The 15391-nt window shown below is 71.8% G+C and carries 18 protein-coding genes; 13 read left to right on the top strand and 5 right to left on the bottom strand.

Going from position 1 to position 15391, the window contains the following annotated elements; genetic code table 11:
• Nucleotides 1-172 precede the first annotated feature (172 nt).
• On the top strand, nucleotides 173-1030 hold the full coding sequence (locus ABZ016_RS31655; protein ID WP_356920122.1) for a hypothetical protein: 858 nt from the start codon (nucleotides 173-175) through the stop codon (nucleotides 1028-1030).
• A gap of 311 nt (nucleotides 1031-1341) precedes the next feature.
• On the opposite strand, the gene ABZ016_RS31660 is transcribed toward ABZ016_RS31655, so the two are convergent.
• Nucleotides 1342-1533: a hypothetical protein gene (locus ABZ016_RS31660; RefSeq protein WP_356920123.1), complete on the bottom strand. Its 192-nt coding sequence runs from the start codon at nucleotides 1531-1533 to the stop codon at nucleotides 1342-1344.
• Here ABZ016_RS31660 and ABZ016_RS31665 point away from each other — a divergent pair.
• The 4 genes from ABZ016_RS31665 (at nucleotide 1532) to ABZ016_RS31680 (ending at nucleotide 4283) form a co-directional block, all read left to right on the top strand.
• Entirely contained in the window at nucleotides 1532-1891 is a 360-nt protein-coding gene (locus ABZ016_RS31665; RefSeq protein WP_356920124.1) for a hypothetical protein, read from the top strand. The genes ABZ016_RS31660 and ABZ016_RS31665 overlap by 2 nt on opposite strands.
• A 31-nt stretch (nucleotides 1892-1922) precedes the next feature.
• Complete coding sequence (locus tag ABZ016_RS31670; protein WP_356920125.1) at nucleotides 1923-2507, top strand: DUF6529 family protein; 585 nt, start codon at nucleotides 1923-1925, stop codon at nucleotides 2505-2507.
• Between the two features lie 215 nt (nucleotides 2508-2722).
• Nucleotides 2723-3145, top strand: a complete 423-nt coding sequence (locus ABZ016_RS31675; RefSeq protein ID WP_356920126.1) for a YciI family protein — start codon at nucleotides 2723-2725, stop codon at nucleotides 3143-3145.
• Nucleotides 3138-4283, top strand: a complete 1146-nt coding sequence (locus tag ABZ016_RS31680) for a DUF6596 domain-containing protein (protein WP_356920127.1) — start codon at nucleotides 3138-3140, stop codon at nucleotides 4281-4283. Before ABZ016_RS31675 ends, ABZ016_RS31680 begins: the two co-directional genes overlap by 8 nt.
• A gap of 153 nt (nucleotides 4284-4436) precedes the next feature.
• On the opposite strand, the gene ABZ016_RS31685 is transcribed toward ABZ016_RS31680, so the two are convergent.
• The gene (locus ABZ016_RS31685; protein ID WP_356920167.1) at nucleotides 4437-5522 is read right to left on the bottom strand and encodes a DUF418 domain-containing protein; all 1086 of its coding nucleotides are present in this window, start codon (nucleotides 5520-5522) and stop codon (nucleotides 4437-4439) included.
• Between the two features lie 453 nt (nucleotides 5523-5975).
• On the opposite strand from ABZ016_RS31685, the gene ABZ016_RS31690 reads away from it, so the two are divergent.
• Nucleotides 5976-6653 carry a response regulator transcription factor gene (locus tag ABZ016_RS31690; RefSeq protein WP_356920128.1) on the top strand — a complete coding sequence of 226 codons (678 nt, stop codon included), beginning with the start codon at nucleotides 5976-5978 and terminating at the stop codon, nucleotides 6651-6653.
• Nucleotides 6650-7774 (top strand): histidine kinase, encoded by a 1125-nt coding sequence (locus ABZ016_RS31695; RefSeq protein ID WP_356920129.1) that lies wholly within the window; start codon nucleotides 6650-6652, stop codon nucleotides 7772-7774. Before ABZ016_RS31690 ends, ABZ016_RS31695 begins: the two co-directional genes overlap by 4 nt.
• Before the next feature lie 6 nt (nucleotides 7775-7780).
• Here the strand turns inward: ABZ016_RS31695 and ABZ016_RS31700 are convergent, their stop codons facing one another.
• Nucleotides 7781-8032, bottom strand: a complete 252-nt coding sequence (locus tag ABZ016_RS31700; protein WP_356920130.1) for a hypothetical protein — start codon at nucleotides 8030-8032, stop codon at nucleotides 7781-7783.
• Nucleotides 8033-8130: 98 nt separating this feature from the next.
• Here ABZ016_RS31700 and ABZ016_RS31705 point away from each other — a divergent pair, with 98 nt between their 5' ends.
• Nucleotides 8131-8727 carry a TetR family transcriptional regulator C-terminal domain-containing protein gene (locus ABZ016_RS31705; RefSeq protein WP_356920131.1) on the top strand — a complete coding sequence of 199 codons (597 nt, stop codon included), beginning with the start codon at nucleotides 8131-8133 and terminating at the stop codon, nucleotides 8725-8727.
• Between the two features lie 108 nt (nucleotides 8728-8835).
• Nucleotides 8836-9315 (top strand): Asp23/Gls24 family envelope stress response protein, encoded by a 480-nt coding sequence (locus tag ABZ016_RS31710; protein ID WP_356920132.1) that lies wholly within the window; start codon nucleotides 8836-8838, stop codon nucleotides 9313-9315.
• A gap of 293 nt (nucleotides 9316-9608) precedes the next feature.
• On the opposite strand, the gene ABZ016_RS31715 is transcribed toward ABZ016_RS31710, so the two are convergent.
• Entirely contained in the window at nucleotides 9609-10697 is a 1089-nt protein-coding gene (locus tag ABZ016_RS31715) for a Ku protein (protein WP_356920168.1), read from the bottom strand.
• 54 nt (nucleotides 10698-10751) lie between these two features.
• Here ABZ016_RS31715 and ligD point away from each other — a divergent pair, with 54 nt between their 5' ends.
• Nucleotides 10752-11633 (top strand): non-homologous end-joining DNA ligase, encoded by an 882-nt coding sequence (ligD, locus tag ABZ016_RS31720; protein ID WP_356920133.1) that lies wholly within the window; start codon nucleotides 10752-10754, stop codon nucleotides 11631-11633.
• Nucleotides 11634-11735: 102 nt separating this feature from the next.
• Here ligD and ABZ016_RS31725 read toward each other — a convergent pair whose 3' ends face one another.
• Nucleotides 11736-12539 carry a nuclease-related domain-containing protein gene (locus ABZ016_RS31725; protein WP_356920134.1) on the bottom strand — a complete coding sequence of 268 codons (804 nt, stop codon included), beginning with the start codon at nucleotides 12537-12539 and terminating at the stop codon, nucleotides 11736-11738.
• A 99-nt stretch (nucleotides 12540-12638) separates the two neighbouring features.
• Here ABZ016_RS31725 and ABZ016_RS31730 point away from each other — a divergent pair, with 99 nt between their 5' ends.
• The 3 genes from ABZ016_RS31730 (at nucleotide 12639) to ABZ016_RS31740 (ending at nucleotide 15278) form a co-directional block, all read left to right on the top strand.
• Entirely contained in the window at nucleotides 12639-13142 is a 504-nt protein-coding gene (locus tag ABZ016_RS31730; RefSeq protein WP_356920135.1) for a dual specificity protein phosphatase family protein, read from the top strand.
• Nucleotides 13143-13272: 130 nt separating this feature from the next.
• Nucleotides 13273-14025, top strand: coding sequence for a hypothetical protein (locus tag ABZ016_RS31735; RefSeq protein WP_356920136.1), 753 nt, complete (start codon nucleotides 13273-13275; stop codon nucleotides 14023-14025).
• Complete coding sequence (locus ABZ016_RS31740) at nucleotides 14022-15278, top strand: HAMP domain-containing sensor histidine kinase (protein ID WP_356920137.1); 1257 nt, start codon at nucleotides 14022-14024, stop codon at nucleotides 15276-15278. Before ABZ016_RS31735 ends, ABZ016_RS31740 begins: the two co-directional genes overlap by 4 nt.
• Nucleotides 15279-15391: the final 113 nt, after the last annotated feature.

A 15391-nucleotide genomic window follows, 5' to 3' on the forward strand; every position in this document is an offset into this window, starting at 1 on the left:
CCGTCCGGGCGGTGGCGTGCAAGAATCTTTCACTGGTTGCTCTTCCCTGTGTGCGGGAGAGGCTGCACGCGGCGGGGGGCCGATGCCGGAGGATGAAATGGGCCCGGAAGAGGAGCGTGGCGGGTCGGCTTCCTGCCGGTCCTTACCTGGTCAGTCAGTTGCCCACCCAGACGTGCTCGACATGCTGCGCACACAGCTGACCGTTGTTCAAGCCCTACTTGCGGAGGCCCGGACCAGGGCAGAGGCCGCGGAAGCAGACCGGGATTGTCTGGCGGACCAGGTTGAGAGCCAGCGGCATCGGCTAGAGCATGCCGCCGCCTACGGTCGGGAGTTGGAGCGGGACCTCATCGGCAGGCAAGACATCGTCACGGCCCTGCTGCGTGAAAACGAGGTCCTGCGCCGTCAGGCGCAACGCTTGCTGAACGAGTCGGCCGACGCCGTTCCCGTCTTCGTCACCGCACCCTCCCCGCAGACGGCTACCCACGCCCAGGACGGCGTGCTGCGTGCTGTCCCGGCCGGCTTACCCATGCCGGATTGGCAGCCTTCCACCGTCGAGGAATGGCGGCCCAAGGCCGAATTACCCTACCCCCAGAGCGGCCGTTACCACGATCCCATTTTTGAACAACAAAGAGACCGCTGTGATGCGCTGGATGCAGCCTGGGCAGAACTGAAGAGGGATCTCAGGGCGGTCCGTCGCCGTCTGCGGGTTCCGTTCCACGTCCGGTCCCCCGGGCGCGTCATGCACTGGCTGCACCAATCCACCAGCGACGCTCGATGGCTGATGATCGGCGAATCCGTCGAAATGGTGCAGCACTACGACAAGGGATACAGGCGCAGCGATGCCGACCCTGACGTAGCCAGGGTCGGCATCGTCAACCCGCCCGAGTACGAATTGACCATGGGCACCGTGAATGCCTACCGCGACCGTGTGGCCCGACTGCGCACCGACCTGATCAAGCTGACCGACCTACACGCCGAGCGGCTGGGGCTCGCCACATGGGGAGCGTGTCGGCGACGCCCCTGGCAGTGACTTATCTGCCTTTTCGCCAGGCGAGCGCGCCGATGGCCGGATTCGCAGGGAGGCCATCGCCCACGACGCACCGCCGGTCCGCACCCGTGAGTCGTCCTCGCGGCCGTGCGCGGTGGCCCGGGTGCGGTCCAGCAGCGCGGCCGTCGGTGCGGATCGCGCCGCATGATGTTTCGTCAGGTGACGTCGAGACCCTCACTCCGACTCGCTCCGCCTTCTTCTTTCACCGCCATCTCGGTGAATCTCGCGGCGGCCATGGGCGGGCGTGGGCTGTAGAGAACCCGTGATCAGAAAGTATGCGTCTCATCGGCCCTTCAGACATCGGGCTTCACGAGTTGTGGAGCTGTGATGAGGCGTTTCCGCCTGGCCGTCGTGGGGACGGTCGCGCTTGTGACGATCGCTGCCGCGAGTGGATGCTCCGACGACGGCGGTGGTTCCTCGACCCCGACGACGGCGACGCCGTCGAAAACGCCTACGAGCAGCACGCCGTCTGCCGCGCCGGCCATGGTGAAGACCGCCTCGGCCGGCAAGCTCGGCACGATCCTGGTCGACGGGAAGGGCCGTACCCTCTACCTGTTCGAGGCGGACAAGTCGACGACTTCGACCTGTTCGGGGGCGTGCGCCGCGGCCTGGCCACCGCTGCTGACGTCCGGGGCACCGTCGGCCGGTGGCTCGGCGCAGTCCGGTCTGCTGGGCACGTCGAAGCGGTCCGACGGCAAGGAGCAGGTCACCTACCACGGGCATCCGCTCTACAGGTACGCGGGAGACGCCGCGCCGGGCGACACGAACGGTCAGGGGCTCGACCAGTTCGGCGCCGAGTGGTACGTGCTCAACGCCGGCGGCGACAAGGTCGACCTGGACTGATCGGTGACGACCGAATGAAAAGGCAATCGGCGTGACGGAGAAGAGCCGTCACCGAAGCCACCGCCGGCACTCTCCGGCGCGGGCCGCCGCCTTCGCGCTCGGCGCCGCCCTGCCGGTGGCTACGGCGGTGGCGATCTGGGTGACCGGCCGTCACCACAGCCCTGAGTACACCACGAGCCTTTTCGGTGCCCAGGGCGCCGATGCGGTCACCCTCAAGGCCCGCCTGGGCACAGCGCTGTTCGGCCTCGCGGTCGTCCAGCTTCTGCTGGCCCTGTGGATGTACGGGCGGCTTCCCGGCCTCACCGGCACGTCCCGCGGCGTCCGCATCTCACACCGCGTGGTGGGATGGGCGGCCTTCCTGCTGTCGGTGCCCATCGCCTTCCACTGCGTCCGCACCTATGGCGTGGAAACCACGAACACCCGGGTCTTCCTGCACTCGGTGGCCGGCTGCGCGCTCTATGGAGCCTTCGTCGCCAAGGTGCTGGTGGTACGCAGCCGCCACCTGCCCGGCTGGACGCTTCCCGCCGCCGGCGGCGCGCTGTTCGCCGCCATCGGGGTGCTGTGGTACTCGGCCGCGCTGTGGGCCATCAACGGTTTCGCCGCTCCCGGTCTGTAGCGACGGCCGGGGCTGTGCGGCAACGGCCGGCGCGGCCACGAGTACGCCGCTGACGCCATGCTCAGTGCTGCCTCTCTGGCCGTCCTCGCCGCCCGGACCCCCCTGAGATAACAAGAAGGTCACGGCCTCGACGGCGATGTCGAGAAGCCGAAGCCTGCTCCGTCCCAGGGGTGAGAGCGGCCAGAATGGCTGCACCAGCACTGAGGAGAGGCATCATGGCCAAGTACCTGCTGCTGAAGCACTACCGTGGCGCACCCGCTGCGGTGAACGACGTGCCGATGGACCAGTGGACGCCGGAGGAGATCTCCGCGCACATGCAGTACATGCGGGACTTCGCGGACCGGCTCGAGAAGACCGGCGAGTTCGTCGACGGTCAGGCGCTGGCGGCCGAGGGGGCCTGGGTGCGGTACGACGGGGAGGGGCGGCCGCCGGTGACCGACGGGCCGTTCGCCGAGACGAAGGACCTCGTCGCCGGGTGGATGGTGATCGACGTCGACAGCTACGAGCGTGCCGTCGAGCTGGCCGGGGAGCTGTCGGCCGCCCCCGGGGCGGGCGGGAAGCCGATCCACGAGTGGCTGGAGCTGCGCCCGTTCCTCGCCCCGTCGCCCACCGTCACGGACTGCCACTCCGGTGGATGAGGCGCTGCTCAGAAGCCTCACGCCGAGCGTGCTGACCGTCCTCGTCCGCCGCGGAGCAGACTTCGCGGCGGCCGAGGACGCCGTCCAGGACGCGCTCGTCGAGGCGATCCGGGTCTGGCCGGACGATCCGCCCCGGGACGCGAAGGGCTGGCTGGTCACCGTGGCCTGGCGGAAGTTCCTCGACCAGACCCGCGCCGACAGCGCACGCCGCCGCCGTGAGGAACGGGTCGACGAGGAACCGGGGCCCGGCCCCACGCCCGCCGTGGACGACACCCTCCAGCTCTACTTCCTCTGCGCCCATCCCTCGCTCACCCCGTCCTCCGCCGTCGCCCTCACCCTGCGCGCGGTCGGCGGACTCACCACCCGCCAGATCGCCGAGGCCTACCTGGTGCCCGAGGCGACCATGGCGCAGCGCATCAGCCGGGCCAAGCGCACCGTCTCGGGCATACGGTTCGAGCAGCGCGGCGACGTCGCCACCGTGCTGCGCGTCCTCTATCTGGTCTTCAACGAGGGCTACTCCGGGGACGTCGACCTCGCCGCCGAGGCCATCCGGCTCACCCGGCAGCTCGCGGACCGGATCGACCACCCCGAGGTGTCCGGGCTGCTCGCCCTCATGCTGCTGCATCACGCCCGGCGTGCTGCCCGGACCGCGCCCGACGGCAGTCTGGTTCCACTCGCCGAGCAGGACCGCGGACTGTGGGACACGGCGTCGATCGCCGAGGGTGTCGGGATTCTGCAGGCGGCTCTCGCCCGGGACCGGCTGGGCGAGTTCCAGGCCCAGGCGGCCATCGCGGCACTGCATGCCGACGCGCCCACGGCCGGGGAGACCGACTGGGTGCAGATCGTCGAGTGGTACGACGAGCTCGTGCGGCTGACCGACAGCCCTGTCGTCCGGCTCAACCGCGCGGTCGCCGTCGGTGAGGCCGACGGGCCGCGCGCCGGGTTGGCGGCGCTCGCGGCGGTCGACGCCGGGCTGCCGCGTCACACCGCGGTGGCGGCGTACCTCCATGAGCGCGACGGCGACCTGACCACGGCGGCGCGGCTCTACGCCGAGGCCGCCCGGAAGGCCACCGGCCTCGCCGAGCGCGACCATCTCACGCGCCAGGCCGCCCGGCTCAATTCCCGTCGGAGGCGCTGAGAGAAAGCGCCGCCAAGGACCGCTGAGCTGATGCGGAGCTGATTCGCTGAGCAACATCGCTGAACGGGCGCGCTCGGCTTCGGCTTCGGCTTCGGCTTCGGCTTCGGCTTCGGCTTCGGTGAGGCTGCCCGTGCGCTCCCCCTGACAGGCAGCTCAGCGAACCAGCTCCGCGGGCTTCGTCGCCTTGCCCAGCAGCCACTCCAGGGGGCCGCGGCGGAAGTAGTGGGACCAGAGCGTCGCGAAGCCGGTGACGGCGACGATGAAGCCGAGCAGGACGTGGAGCGTGGAGCCGGGGAGTTCCTCGATGCCGAGGGCGCGGATGCCGGCGATGTGGAAGACGTAGGCGGTCAGGGACATCGAGCCGACCGCGATCACCGGGCGGGCGAGACGGTGGAGGCGGGGAAAGGTGTCGACGGCGGCGAGGCAGCCGGCCAGGACCGCGGTCGCCACACCGGCGTTGGCCACGATCGACAGGGTCGTCTCGCTGTGTGGTGAGGCGACCAGGAGCGCGGCCGGGGTGCTGCCGTCGGGGTAGCCCCAGGTGTCGGACCACCAGGCGGAGGCGGCGGAACCGGCGTCGCCCCAGGAGGCGGCGCCGACCGCGTCGAGCGCGCCGGGGACGAGGCGCAGGGCGAGGAAGGAGCCGCCGTGGCCGAGGGCGGCCAGTGCGACACCGGTGATCGCCAGGCGGGTGCGGACGGCGGTCGCGGTCAGGTCCAGGCGGGCCACCGACATGCCCGCGATGACGAACGGGATCCAGGCCAGGGCCGGGTAGCTGCCGGTGAAGAGGAGCGAGACGATGCCGTCGGCGTTCGACGGCCAGGCCCAGACGCCTGTCGCGCCCTCGTCCGGGAGGGTCTGCTGAACGGCGTACAGGGCCTGGGGCAGGAGCAGCGCGCTCGCCGCGGCGGTGATCGCCAGGGGGCGGGCGGTCAGCCGGTACAGCGGCAGGACGAGGAGGAAGTAGAGGCCGTAGAAGGCGAGGATCACCTCGACGGGGGTGTCGGTCAGGGTGAGCGCGGTGCCCAGGGCCAGCAGGACGAGCGCGCGGATCACCACCTTGGCCGCCGCCTGGCGGCCCGCGCGGCCGGTCTTCGGGGTGCTGCGGCCGGTGATCAGGACGATCGAGAAGCCGGCCAGGAAGGCGAAGAGGGCGGAGGCGCGGCCGTGTGCCAGTTCCATGAGGTGTCCGGTGACGCCACCTTGGGACGGGTCGGGGCCGACGTGGGCCGCGTACATGCCGAAGACGGCCAGGCCTCGGGCCAGGTCCACGCCGATCAGGCGTCCCACCGGGGCTCGGCCGGTTTCCCGGGCCGCGGTCCCCTCGTTCTCCGCCGTCCCGTGGCGGGCCGTCGGCGGCCCCGCGGGCCCGGCGGGTGCCCCGAGTGCCGCCAGTGATGCCGCTGGTGCTGCCGTGTCGTCTGCGTTCTGGGTCATGCCTCCGAGGCTGGAGAGCGCCCCGGAAGCGGAGTATCCGGCGAGTGTCCGGTCCTCACCCGGCACCTGTCCGGTGCCACCCGCCGCCCGGGAGCCGCCTCCCCCCGTACGGCGGGAGTCCTCCCCCCGGGTGGCTGGAGTGTCCCGTCGGGCCGCCTGGTGACGGATTCCCCGTTCTACCGTCAAAGCGGTGACAATCGGCACGGCGCGTGGCGGAGGGCGGCGTGCGCGCGACGACGACAGGGCGGAACGCACGTGATCCGGGTAGTGGTGGTGGACGACGAGGCCCTGGTGCGGTCCGGCTTCAAGCTCATCCTGAACGCGGCCGACGACGTCGAGGTCGTCGCGACGACGGCGGGCGGCGCGGCGGTCGAGACCGTGCGGCGGGAGCGTCCCGACGTCGTGCTGCTGGACATCCGGATGCCGGACGTCGACGGGCTGACCGTGCTGCGGCGGCTGCGCGCCCTTCCGGAGCCGCCGGTGGTGGCGATGCTGACGACGTTCGACGCCGACGAGTACATCGTGACCGCGTTGCGTTCCGGCGCGGCCGGATTCCTGCTCAAGGACACCGAGCCCGAGCAACTCGCCCAGTCGGTACGGACGCTGGCGGCCGGTGGGGTGGTGATGTCGCCGAAGGCGTCGCGCGTGGTGTGGCAGGGGCACCCCGGTGCCGCGGTGGCCGTCGACGACGTCGAGGCGACCCGGGTCGGACGGCTGACCGAACGGGAGCGCGAGGTGCTCGTGCTGATCGCCGAGGGACTGTCCAACGCCGACATCGGCGGCCGGATCCATCTGAGCGCGGGCACGGTCAAGGACCACGTCAGCGCGATCCTCGCCAAGCTGCGGGTCGGTAGCCGGGTGCAGGCGGCGCTGCTCGCGCAGCGGGCGGGACTGCTCGACGACGGGCCGCGGCGCGCGGAGCCCTGGCGATGACCGCGGCCCGGGCATGGCGGGCGCGGATTCCCCATCCCGTTGTCGACGCCGTGGTCGTCGCGGTCGCCGTCGTGGACGTCCTGCTCAGCCTGGGGGAGGCGAGCCGTAGCGCGCAGGCCCTGGCCGCGGTCGCCTGTGGGGCGCTCGCCGTGCGCCGGCGCTTCCCGCTGACGGTCTTCGCGCTCACCCTGCCCGCCAGCCTCATGCTGGACATCGTGTTCGCGCCGTTCGCCGCGCTGTTCACGCTGGCCGAGCGATCCCGTGACCGCCGTCTGCTGGTGCTGTGCGCGCTGCTGTTCGCGGTCGCCTCCGCCGCGCCCTGGCCGCTGGACGACCTTTCCCCGCACGACCGCACCTGGACCGTCGTCTACTTCTTCTACACGCTCGCCACGGCCGCTGCCCCCGTCCTGCTGGGCCAGCTCGTGCAGGCACGGCAGGACCTGGCGCGGCGGCTGGTCCAGATCGAGGAGGCGCGCGAGCACGAGCGGCTGCTGCACTCGCAGGCCGTGCTCGCCCGTGAACGCGCCCAGCTGGCCCGCGAGATGCACGACGTGGTCTCCCACCAGGTCAGCCTGATCGCGGTCCAGGCCGGTGCGCTCCAAGTGGCGGCCACGGACCCGGACTTCAGAGAGGGCGCGCGCACCATCCGCACGCTCAGCGTCGACACGCTGGACGAACTGCGCCACATGGTGACCCTGTTGCGGGCCTCCGGCGGCCGGGCCACCGAACTCACGCCCCAGCCCACTCTCGCCGATCTGCACCGGCTGGTGACCACCAGTGGTATCGAGGCGGACCTGGTCGGTGAACTCCCGCACGACATCGGTACCCCGGCCCAGCGCGCGATCTACCGCACGGTGCAGGAGGGGCTGACCAACGTGCGCAAGCACGCGCCGGGCGCCTCCGCGACCGTGCGGCTCTGGCGGGACGGTGGCGGCGCCGCCTTCGGCGTGACCGTCACCAACACCCCGGCCACCCGGCCTTCCCTGCCGTTGCCCGGCTCCCGCCAGGGTCTCGTAGGTCTCAGGGAACGCGCCGAACTCCTCGACGGGATCCTCGAGTCCGGCCCCACCGCCGACGGTGGCTATGAGGTGCGGCTCCGCATCCCGGACCGCACGGGGTGAACGACCTCACCGGTGGCTCTTCGTGAAGTGACGGCGGGCCGCCACCGTCAGCAGGACGGTGCCCGCGCAGCCGACCAGGAGGTTCCCCCATTCCGGTACGTGGGCCGCGCGCAGGAGGCCCGCGACGCCGAAGCTGGTGTTCCAGCCGGCCTCCGTGACGGCCGAGCCGAAGCCCTGAACGGCCAGGAGGGTGCCGAACAACCAGAGCAGGCCCTGGCCCGGGCTGGTGTCCGGTTTCTTGAGTTGCTGCTTCGGCATGAGAACTTCCCCTCGCGTTTTTTCGATGCGGTCGCATCACATCGTGCAGCGAAAAGGGATACGATGCAAGTGCATCGGAAAAGCGGGAGGAGCGGAGCGTGCCCAAACAGGTCGACTACGAGGCACGGCGGCTGCGGATCGCCGACGCGGTCTGCGCCCTGATCGCACGGTCGGGGATGGAGGCCGTCAGCCTGCGTGACGTCGCCACCGAGGCCGACGTGTCCATGGGGGCCGTACAGCGGTGCTTCCGCAGCAAGGAGGAGATGCTGCTCTTCGCACTGGAGCACATCTCACGGCGGGTCGGCGAACGCGCCGAGGAGCGCATCGCCGCGACCTCCGCCCCACAGGCCGCATCCACCCTGCTGACCCACACCCTCACCGAACTCGCCCTGCTGGACGAGGAGTCGAGGACGCAGGCGCATGTCTGGCTGGCCTTCGTCAGCCATGCCCCGGCGGGCGAGAGACTGGCGGCCGTCCTGCGCGACACCTACGGCAAGCTGCACGACCTCGTCACGTGGCTCGTCCGGTACGGCCAGGACACCGGGGAGATCCCACAGCACCTCGACCCCACCCAGGAGGCGCACTCCCTGCTCGCCGTGGCCGACGGCCTCACCGTGCACGTCGTCGCGGGGCACCAGTCCCCGGAGGCGGCTCTGGCCGTGTTGCAGCACCACGTCGACCGCCTGTTTCGATAAGTACCGGTTCATGAATTTCCCACCACTTTCGCCCCCTGCGTACCATTGTTCTACGGTGGTTAGGAACGACGCTGCTCATATCCCGCACCGATCATCGAGGTGACGGTCATGACGGAGACCACACAGCGCAGAAACACCACAACCTCCACGACGGGCAAGCAGGACGGGGCCCCACGCCGTGATGCGGGCGGACCCGCGGAGACCCGCGGGAACACCGCGATCGCGGACACCGTCGTAGCGAAGATCGCGGGCATGGCGGCCCGGGAGGTACCCGAGGTTCACAACCTCGGCGGAGGGATGACCAGGGCCTTCGGGGCCGTGCGCCAGCGCGTGCCCGGTGGCGGCACCGGCGTCACGCAGGGAGTGAAGGTGGAGGTCGGTGAGCGTCAGGCCGCCGTCGACCTGGACGTGGTCGTCGAGTACGGCGCCGCCATCACCGACACCGCCGCGGACGTCCGCACCAATGTCGTCAACGCGATCGAGCGGATGACCGGCCTGGAGGTCGTGGAGGTCAACATCGCCGTCGACGACGTCCATCTGCCGGACGAGGAGGACGAGTCCGAACCGGAGCAGCGGCGCGTGGCCTGAGCCCTGCGGGGCGGGCAGCCCGGACGCCGGTTCGCGGGACGCCCGCGAGCCGTGTCTGGCCGTCGTGCTCGCCGGCGTCACTTCGGCACGACGACGCCGCTACGGCACGACGAGGAATGACGCGCTGCGCCGGGCGAGCAGCTTCGCCAGGGGCCGCCGAGTAGTAGCCGGGGGCCCGAGTTGCCGGGCCGAGCGGCCGGGGGCCGGCGCAGGCGGGCCTCTCGGTGAGGGCCGGGGCGGCGGGTCGGCAGGCGTGCGGGCGATCGGTGCGGGACCGTAGCGGGGGGGGCGAGTCAGGCCGAGCGCTTGCGGGAGGCCGTCTTCTTCGCGGTCGTCTTCTTCGCGGTCGTCTTCTTCGTCGTGCTCTCCGCGGTGCTCTTCGCCGCGGTGCTCTTCGCCGTGGTGCTCTTCGACGCGGTCTTCTTCGTGCCCTGCCCCGACTTGGCGGTCGACTTCTTCGCCGCCGCCGTGGTCTTCTTGGCCGCCGTCTTCTTCGCGGTGGACGTCGACTTCTTGCCGCCGGTCTGCTTGGGGGCCGCGCGGGCCGTCTTGCGCTGCGGGAGCGACTTGACCTCGGCGTGTTCGTCGGCCTCCTCGCCCCGGGACTCGCGTGCCGCGCGGACGCTGCTCTCCAGGGCCGCCATCAGGTCCAGGACCTTGCCGCCCGTCGCCGGCTCCGGGGCCTGGCGCGGTGTCTCGCCGGCGGCCTTCGCGGCGATGACCTCCTCCACCGCCTCGCGGTACTCATCGTGCAGGTCCTCCAGGTCGACCTCGCCGAGGGTGTCCATCAGGGCGTCGGCCAGATCCAGTTCCTTGTCGCGGACCGTGACGTCGGCGTCGGGGGCCAGTCCCTCGGGGGCGCGGACCTCGTCCGGCCACAGCAGGCCGTGCATGGCGATGGCGTCACCGACCACACGGAGCATGCCCAGGCGCTCCCGCCCCCGCAGGGCGAACTTCGCGATCGCCACCTTGTTGCTGCGCTTCAGCGCCTCCCGGAGCAGGGTGTACGGCTTCGCCGCGGGGGCGCCGCTCGCCTGGAGGTAGTACGCGGCGTCCATCTGCAGCGGATCGATCCGGTCGGCCGGGACGAAGGCGACGATCTCGATCGTCTTGGCCGTCGGGATCGGCAGGCTGGAGAGGTCTTCCTCGGTGATCGGGATGATCGTGCCGTCCGCGTCCTCGTAGCCCTTGCCGATCTCCCCCTGGGTGACCTCGCGGTCCTCCAGCTCGCAGAACTTGCGGTAGCGGATGCGGCCGCCGTCCTCGGTGTGGATCTGGCGGAACGAGATCGAGTGGCTCTCGGTGGCGTTCACCAGCTTGATCGGAATGCTGACCAGGCCGAAGGAGATGGCGCCGTTCCAGATGGATCTCACGTGCAGCACCCTTCCGGTCACTGTCGGGAGCGTTCGTCATGATTTGCGTGGGATTCTTATCGTATGGCGCCTATCACAGAGGTGGAGGGGCGACGGCTCGCGCTCAGCAATCTGGAGAAGGTGCTGTATCCCGCCACCGGCTTCACCAAGGGCGAGGTGCTGCACTACTACGCGACCGTCGCCGAGGTCCTGCTGCCCCACCTGCGGGACCGGGCGGTGTCCTTCCTGCGCTACCCGGACGGGCCGGACGGCCAGGTGTTCTTCACGAAGAACGTCCCCCCGGGTACGCCCGAGTGGGTCACCACCGCCGAGGTGCCGCGGGTCGAGGGGCCCTCGCGGATGGTCCTGGTGCAGGACCTGCCGAGCCTGATGTGGTCGGCGAACCTGGTGACCGAGTTCCACACCCACCAGTGGCTCGTCGGCACGCCGGACGAGGCCGACCGGATCGTCTTCGACCTCGATCCGGGGGCGCCCGCCGGCATCGTGCAGTGCTGCGAGGTCGCGCTGTGGCTGCGGGAACGGCTGGCCGCGGACGGCATCGAGGCCCACGCCAAGACCTCCGGCTCGAAGGGCCTGCACCTGCTCGCCGCCGTGCGCGGGGCGTCCTCGGAGCGGGTGTCCGAGTACGCCAAGGCGCTGGCCGTCGAGGCGGAGCAGGCCATGCCCCGGCTCGCGCTGCACCGCATGACCCGGAGCCTGCGGCCGGGGAAGGTGTTCGTCGACTGGAGCCAGAACGCCGCGCGGAAGACCACGGCGACCCCCTACACCCTTCGGGCCCGCCCCGAACCGACCGTCTCGGCCCCCGTGACCTGGGAGGAGGTCGAGGAGTGCCGCTCACCGGGCCGTCTGGATCTCCGGGCGACGGACATCGCACCCCGGGTGCAGGACTACGGGGACCTGCTCGCCCCGCTGCTGGATCCGGATCGGGCGGGGCGACTGCCGTAGGAAGCAGGCTGAGCGCCCAGTGGCTCGGGGGTGAGGGTCATGGGGCGGCCGCGGGGTGCGTCGTGGCTGATCGCGCAGTTCCCGCGCCCCCGGGGGCGTGCCTCACACCCGCATCCAGGTGTTCCGGTCCCGTGCCATCGCGTGCAGCGCCTCCACGTCCGCCGGTTTCAGGACACCGCCGTGGCCGGCCAGGGCCGGGACGTCCGGATCGGTCAGGACACGGACCTCACGCGGTGCGGCCGGGACCGACACGGACGCCGGTTCCACCAGGGTGAGCACCGGGCGGACCTCCGCCGTCAGGGCGTACGAGGCGCGGTCGGCGTCGGCGCGGAGGCGGCTGAGCAGGGGGTCGGACATGCGGCGACCCAGGGTGACCATGGGGTCGGCCACCGTCACGCGCTGCTTGCGTGCGTACAGCGTGTGCAGGGCGAACAACCCGCCGGGGCCGATCAGCAGGTGGTGGATGCGGCTGCCGCCGGGCAGCGGGACGGAGTGCAGGGCGTGCCAGCCGGCGCCGTCCAGGCGGTCCAGGGCCTCCCCGACGGCCTGCTCGGCCTCCAGGGCCCTGCGGCGCGGGTCGGGGCGCAGCCGGCGGGTGGGGCCGGGATCGCGGTCGAGGGCGACGAGGAGGGCCTCGCCGGGGCGGTTGGGGGCCAGGTCGTCGTCGGGGTGCAGGGCCAGCCGGGCGAGTTCGGCGGGGGTCGGCACCGGGGGCGGTCCCACCGTCACCGAGCCGGTGATGAAGGGCCCGAGGGCCCGGAGCACGTCGTCCTGGCGGTCCTCGCCGAGCAGGTTGACCCGGGCCGCCTCCCGGTCGTACCAGGCGATGTTCCGGCCGTCCGGGAGGCAGACGTACAGCCGCTCCTGGCCCTGTCGCCAGGTCGGTATGACGCGCAGTCCGTCCATGCACCATCACCCCAGTCCATGGGAACAGGCGGGGTGCTGCGGGGGCAAGAACCCGGTTACCTTTGGAAGGAGTTGGGCGGTGATGCTGGGGAGGCGCCGTTGCGTACCCGCAGGAAACCCGATGTGCCGGCTCCGCAGAGCCCGTGGAACGAGGTGGTCCCCGGGCTGTGGATGGGCGGCCACGAGTACGCGGCCGGCGTGGGCCGGCTGGAGTTCGCGATCGTACGGGACGAGTTCGATCTCGTGCAGACGCTGCTGCGGCTGCCCGGGCACGGGCCCGATCCGGGCGTCGCGCACCACGTCTGGCCCATCCCCGACGGACCTCTCGACGGGACGCAGCTCGCCGGGGTGATCCGGCTGGCCGAGGCCGCGTGCGAGGCGCTGGACGCGGGCCGCAAGGTCCTCGTTCGCTGTTACCACGGGTACAACCGCTCCGGCCTGGTCGTCGCGCACGCGCTGATGCGCCAGGGGCACTCCGCAGACGCGGCGATCCGGCTGATCCGGGACCGCCGTTCGCCCTGGGCGCTGCACAACGACCTGTTCGTCGACTATCTGCGGGCCGGACTGGCCACGGCCCGGCTGCTGGAGGAGCTGACCGATTAGCGCGGCGAACGGGCCCCTCGCGTGCATGAAGGGGCTCCCTCGCGCGCAAATGGGACTTCCGTACGAATAAGGTGAACGGGGCCGACGGTCGGTCCGAGTCGTGTGATCACTCTCGAACCGCAGGAGTCCAGTGCCCGCCCGCCGCCCCGGAAGAGCCGCCCGCCGCGCCGCCGTCCTCGCCCTCCTGCTGGCCTGCGCGGCCGGCTGCGGGGACGCCGGCGGTCTCGAGGGCGCCGGCGCGACCCCGACGGCGGTCGGTCCGGCCCGGCTCTGGCCGGAGCTGACCCCGGCGTCCAGTCCCGCCTTCGAGATCGGCGAGGTGAACACCGAGGTGGTCAAGGGTGTCACCGTCCCCCGCGACGACGACATCCGCGACGTGGACCCGGTCAGGATCGTCCGGGCCGAGATCGCCGCGCACGCGGGCGACTACGAGGGCGGCAAGGCGCCCTACCGGGACACGGCCCGGCGGATGGCCGACTGCCGCGAGGGGCCGGGGCACGGCCGGTGCCCGGTCCTCAGGCCGTACTACCGGGACCTGACCGGCGACGGGCACGACGACCTGACGCTGGGTTTCCCGCTGCTGCCCGGCAAGACCACCGCGGTGCGCGTCTACACCGTCGAGAAGCACCGGCTCATGCAGGTCATGGCGTGGGAGGACGCGCTGAGCGGCGTCGAGCTGGCCGGGCGCTCGCTCGTCATCCGCTCGCCGTCCGAGGTCGCCGGCTACGAGTACCGCCTGCAGTGGACCTGGGACCGGGAGGAGCGGGCCATGCTCCTCACTCACGACGAGATGCTGCGCACCGGCCCGCGGAAACACTCCCACCACCCCTCCGTCCCACCCGCCGCCTCGCCCTCTGCCTCCCCCTCGGCGAGTACCGGATGAGACGACCCGCCCTCCCCCGGTGGTCCGGGACGCTCGCCGCGAAGGCCGCCGCCTTCATCACGGTGATGTGCTGCGCGCTGGCCGCCCTGCTCGGCGTCCTGGTGCACGTGCAGGTGACGAACCAGACCGTCGGCCAGGCCCGTGACCAGGCGCTGCAGCGGCTGGCGATGACGACGGAGCGGTACGAGGCCGGCGACCCGCTCAGGCGGGGTGCCGGGCTGGATCCCCCGGGCCTGCCCCGGCAGCTGCGGGAGCTGGCGGTCGCCGGGGACCACGGCACGATGGTCGCCGACTTCGCGGGGCGCCCCACGATGTGGGCGGCAGGGCCCGCCGACGGCGACCGGGCCCTGGCGGTGGCGGTCGACTACTCCCAGCAGGCGCGCACCATCGAGGGCCTGGACCGGGCGATCCTGTGGTCGTCGGGCCTGGCGATCGGGGCGACGCTGCTGGTCGGTGCCTTCGCGGTGACCCGTGTGACGCGGCGCCTGCACACCACGGCTCTGGTGGCCCGGCGGATCAGCGCGGGTGACCTGGACGCACGTGTGAACGATCCTCGTACGCGGCCGCGCTCCGGGGTTCCGGCGCGCCCGCAGGACGAGGTGGCCGCGGTCGCCGCGGCGCTGGACTCCATGGCGTCGTCGTTGCAGAGCAAGCTGCTCGCCGAGCAGCGGTTCACGGCGGACGTGGCGCACGAGCTGCGGACCCCGCTGACCGGGTTGCACGCGGCGGCCGAACTGCTGCCGGCGGGCCGCCCGACGGAGCTGGTGCGGGACCGGGTCGCGGCACTGCGCACGCTCACCGAGGACCTGCTGGAGATCTCCCGGCTGGACACCGGCCGGGAACGGCTGGAGCTGGACACCGAGCGGTTGGGGCCGCTGGCCGAGCGGGTGGTGCGGGGCACGGGCAAGGGCACGGAGGTCAGGGTCGTGCGGGACGTGTCCGTGGAGACGGACCGGCGCCGGCTGGAGCGAGTGCTGGGAAATCTCGTGGCGAACGCGCACAAGCACGGGCGGGGGCCGGTCGTTCTGACGGTGGACGGACCGGTGGTCACCGTGCGCGATCACGGGGACGGTTTTCCGGAGTACCTGGTGGCGCACGGGCCGCAGCGGTTCCGGACGGAGGGGGGTGCGAAGGGGCATGGGCTGGGGCTGACCATCGCCCTGGGACAGGCGGAGGTGCTGGGGGCGCGGCTGTTGTTCGCCAATGCCCCGGACGGCGGGGCGGTGGCGACGCTGACGCTGGAAGGGCGGTAGGAGCTCGGGACCGCGAACCGTCCTCCGGCCGCGGGCCGGTCGTGGTTGTTCGCGCAGTTCCCCGCTCCCCTTCAGGACGCCCTCTGTGCGCCGGTGCTGACACTCGGCCAGAT

It is taken from the genome of Streptomyces sp. NPDC006372, assembly GCF_040612515.1.
Taxonomy (GTDB): domain Bacteria; phylum Actinomycetota; class Actinomycetes; order Streptomycetales; family Streptomycetaceae; genus Streptomyces.

What these genes read in the sequence shown, in the direction of transcription:
- ABZ016_RS31665 (WP_356920124.1), top strand. Translation starts at nt 1,532, where the DNA reads ATGGTGAAGACCGCCTCGGCCGGCAAGCTCGGCACGATCCTGGTCGAC.
- ABZ016_RS31660 (WP_356920123.1), bottom strand. Translation starts at nt 1,533, where the DNA reads ATGGCCGGCGCGGCAGACGGCGTGCTGCTCGTAGGCGTTTTCGACGGC.
- ABZ016_RS31675 (WP_356920126.1), top strand. Translation starts at nt 2,723, where the DNA reads ATGGCCAAGTACCTGCTGCTGAAGCACTACCGTGGCGCACCCGCTGCG.
- ABZ016_RS31685 (WP_356920167.1), bottom strand. Translation starts at nt 5,522, where the DNA reads ATGTACGCGGCCCACGTCGGCCCCGACCCGTCCCAAGGTGGCGTCACC.
- ABZ016_RS31695 (WP_356920129.1), top strand. Translation starts at nt 6,650, where the DNA reads ATGACCGCGGCCCGGGCATGGCGGGCGCGGATTCCCCATCCCGTTGTC.
- ABZ016_RS31700 (WP_356920130.1), bottom strand. Translation starts at nt 8,032, where the DNA reads ATGCCGAAGCAGCAACTCAAGAAACCGGACACCAGCCCGGGCCAGGGC.
- ABZ016_RS31710 (WP_356920132.1), top strand. Translation starts at nt 8,836, where the DNA reads ATGACGGAGACCACACAGCGCAGAAACACCACAACCTCCACGACGGGC.
- ligD (WP_356920133.1), top strand. Translation starts at nt 10,752, where the DNA reads ATGGCGCCTATCACAGAGGTGGAGGGGCGACGGCTCGCGCTCAGCAAT.
- ABZ016_RS31725 (WP_356920134.1), bottom strand. Translation starts at nt 12,539, where the DNA reads ATGGACGGACTGCGCGTCATACCGACCTGGCGACAGGGCCAGGAGCGG.
- ABZ016_RS31740 (WP_356920137.1), top strand. Translation starts at nt 14,022, where the DNA reads ATGAGACGACCCGCCCTCCCCCGGTGGTCCGGGACGCTCGCCGCGAAG.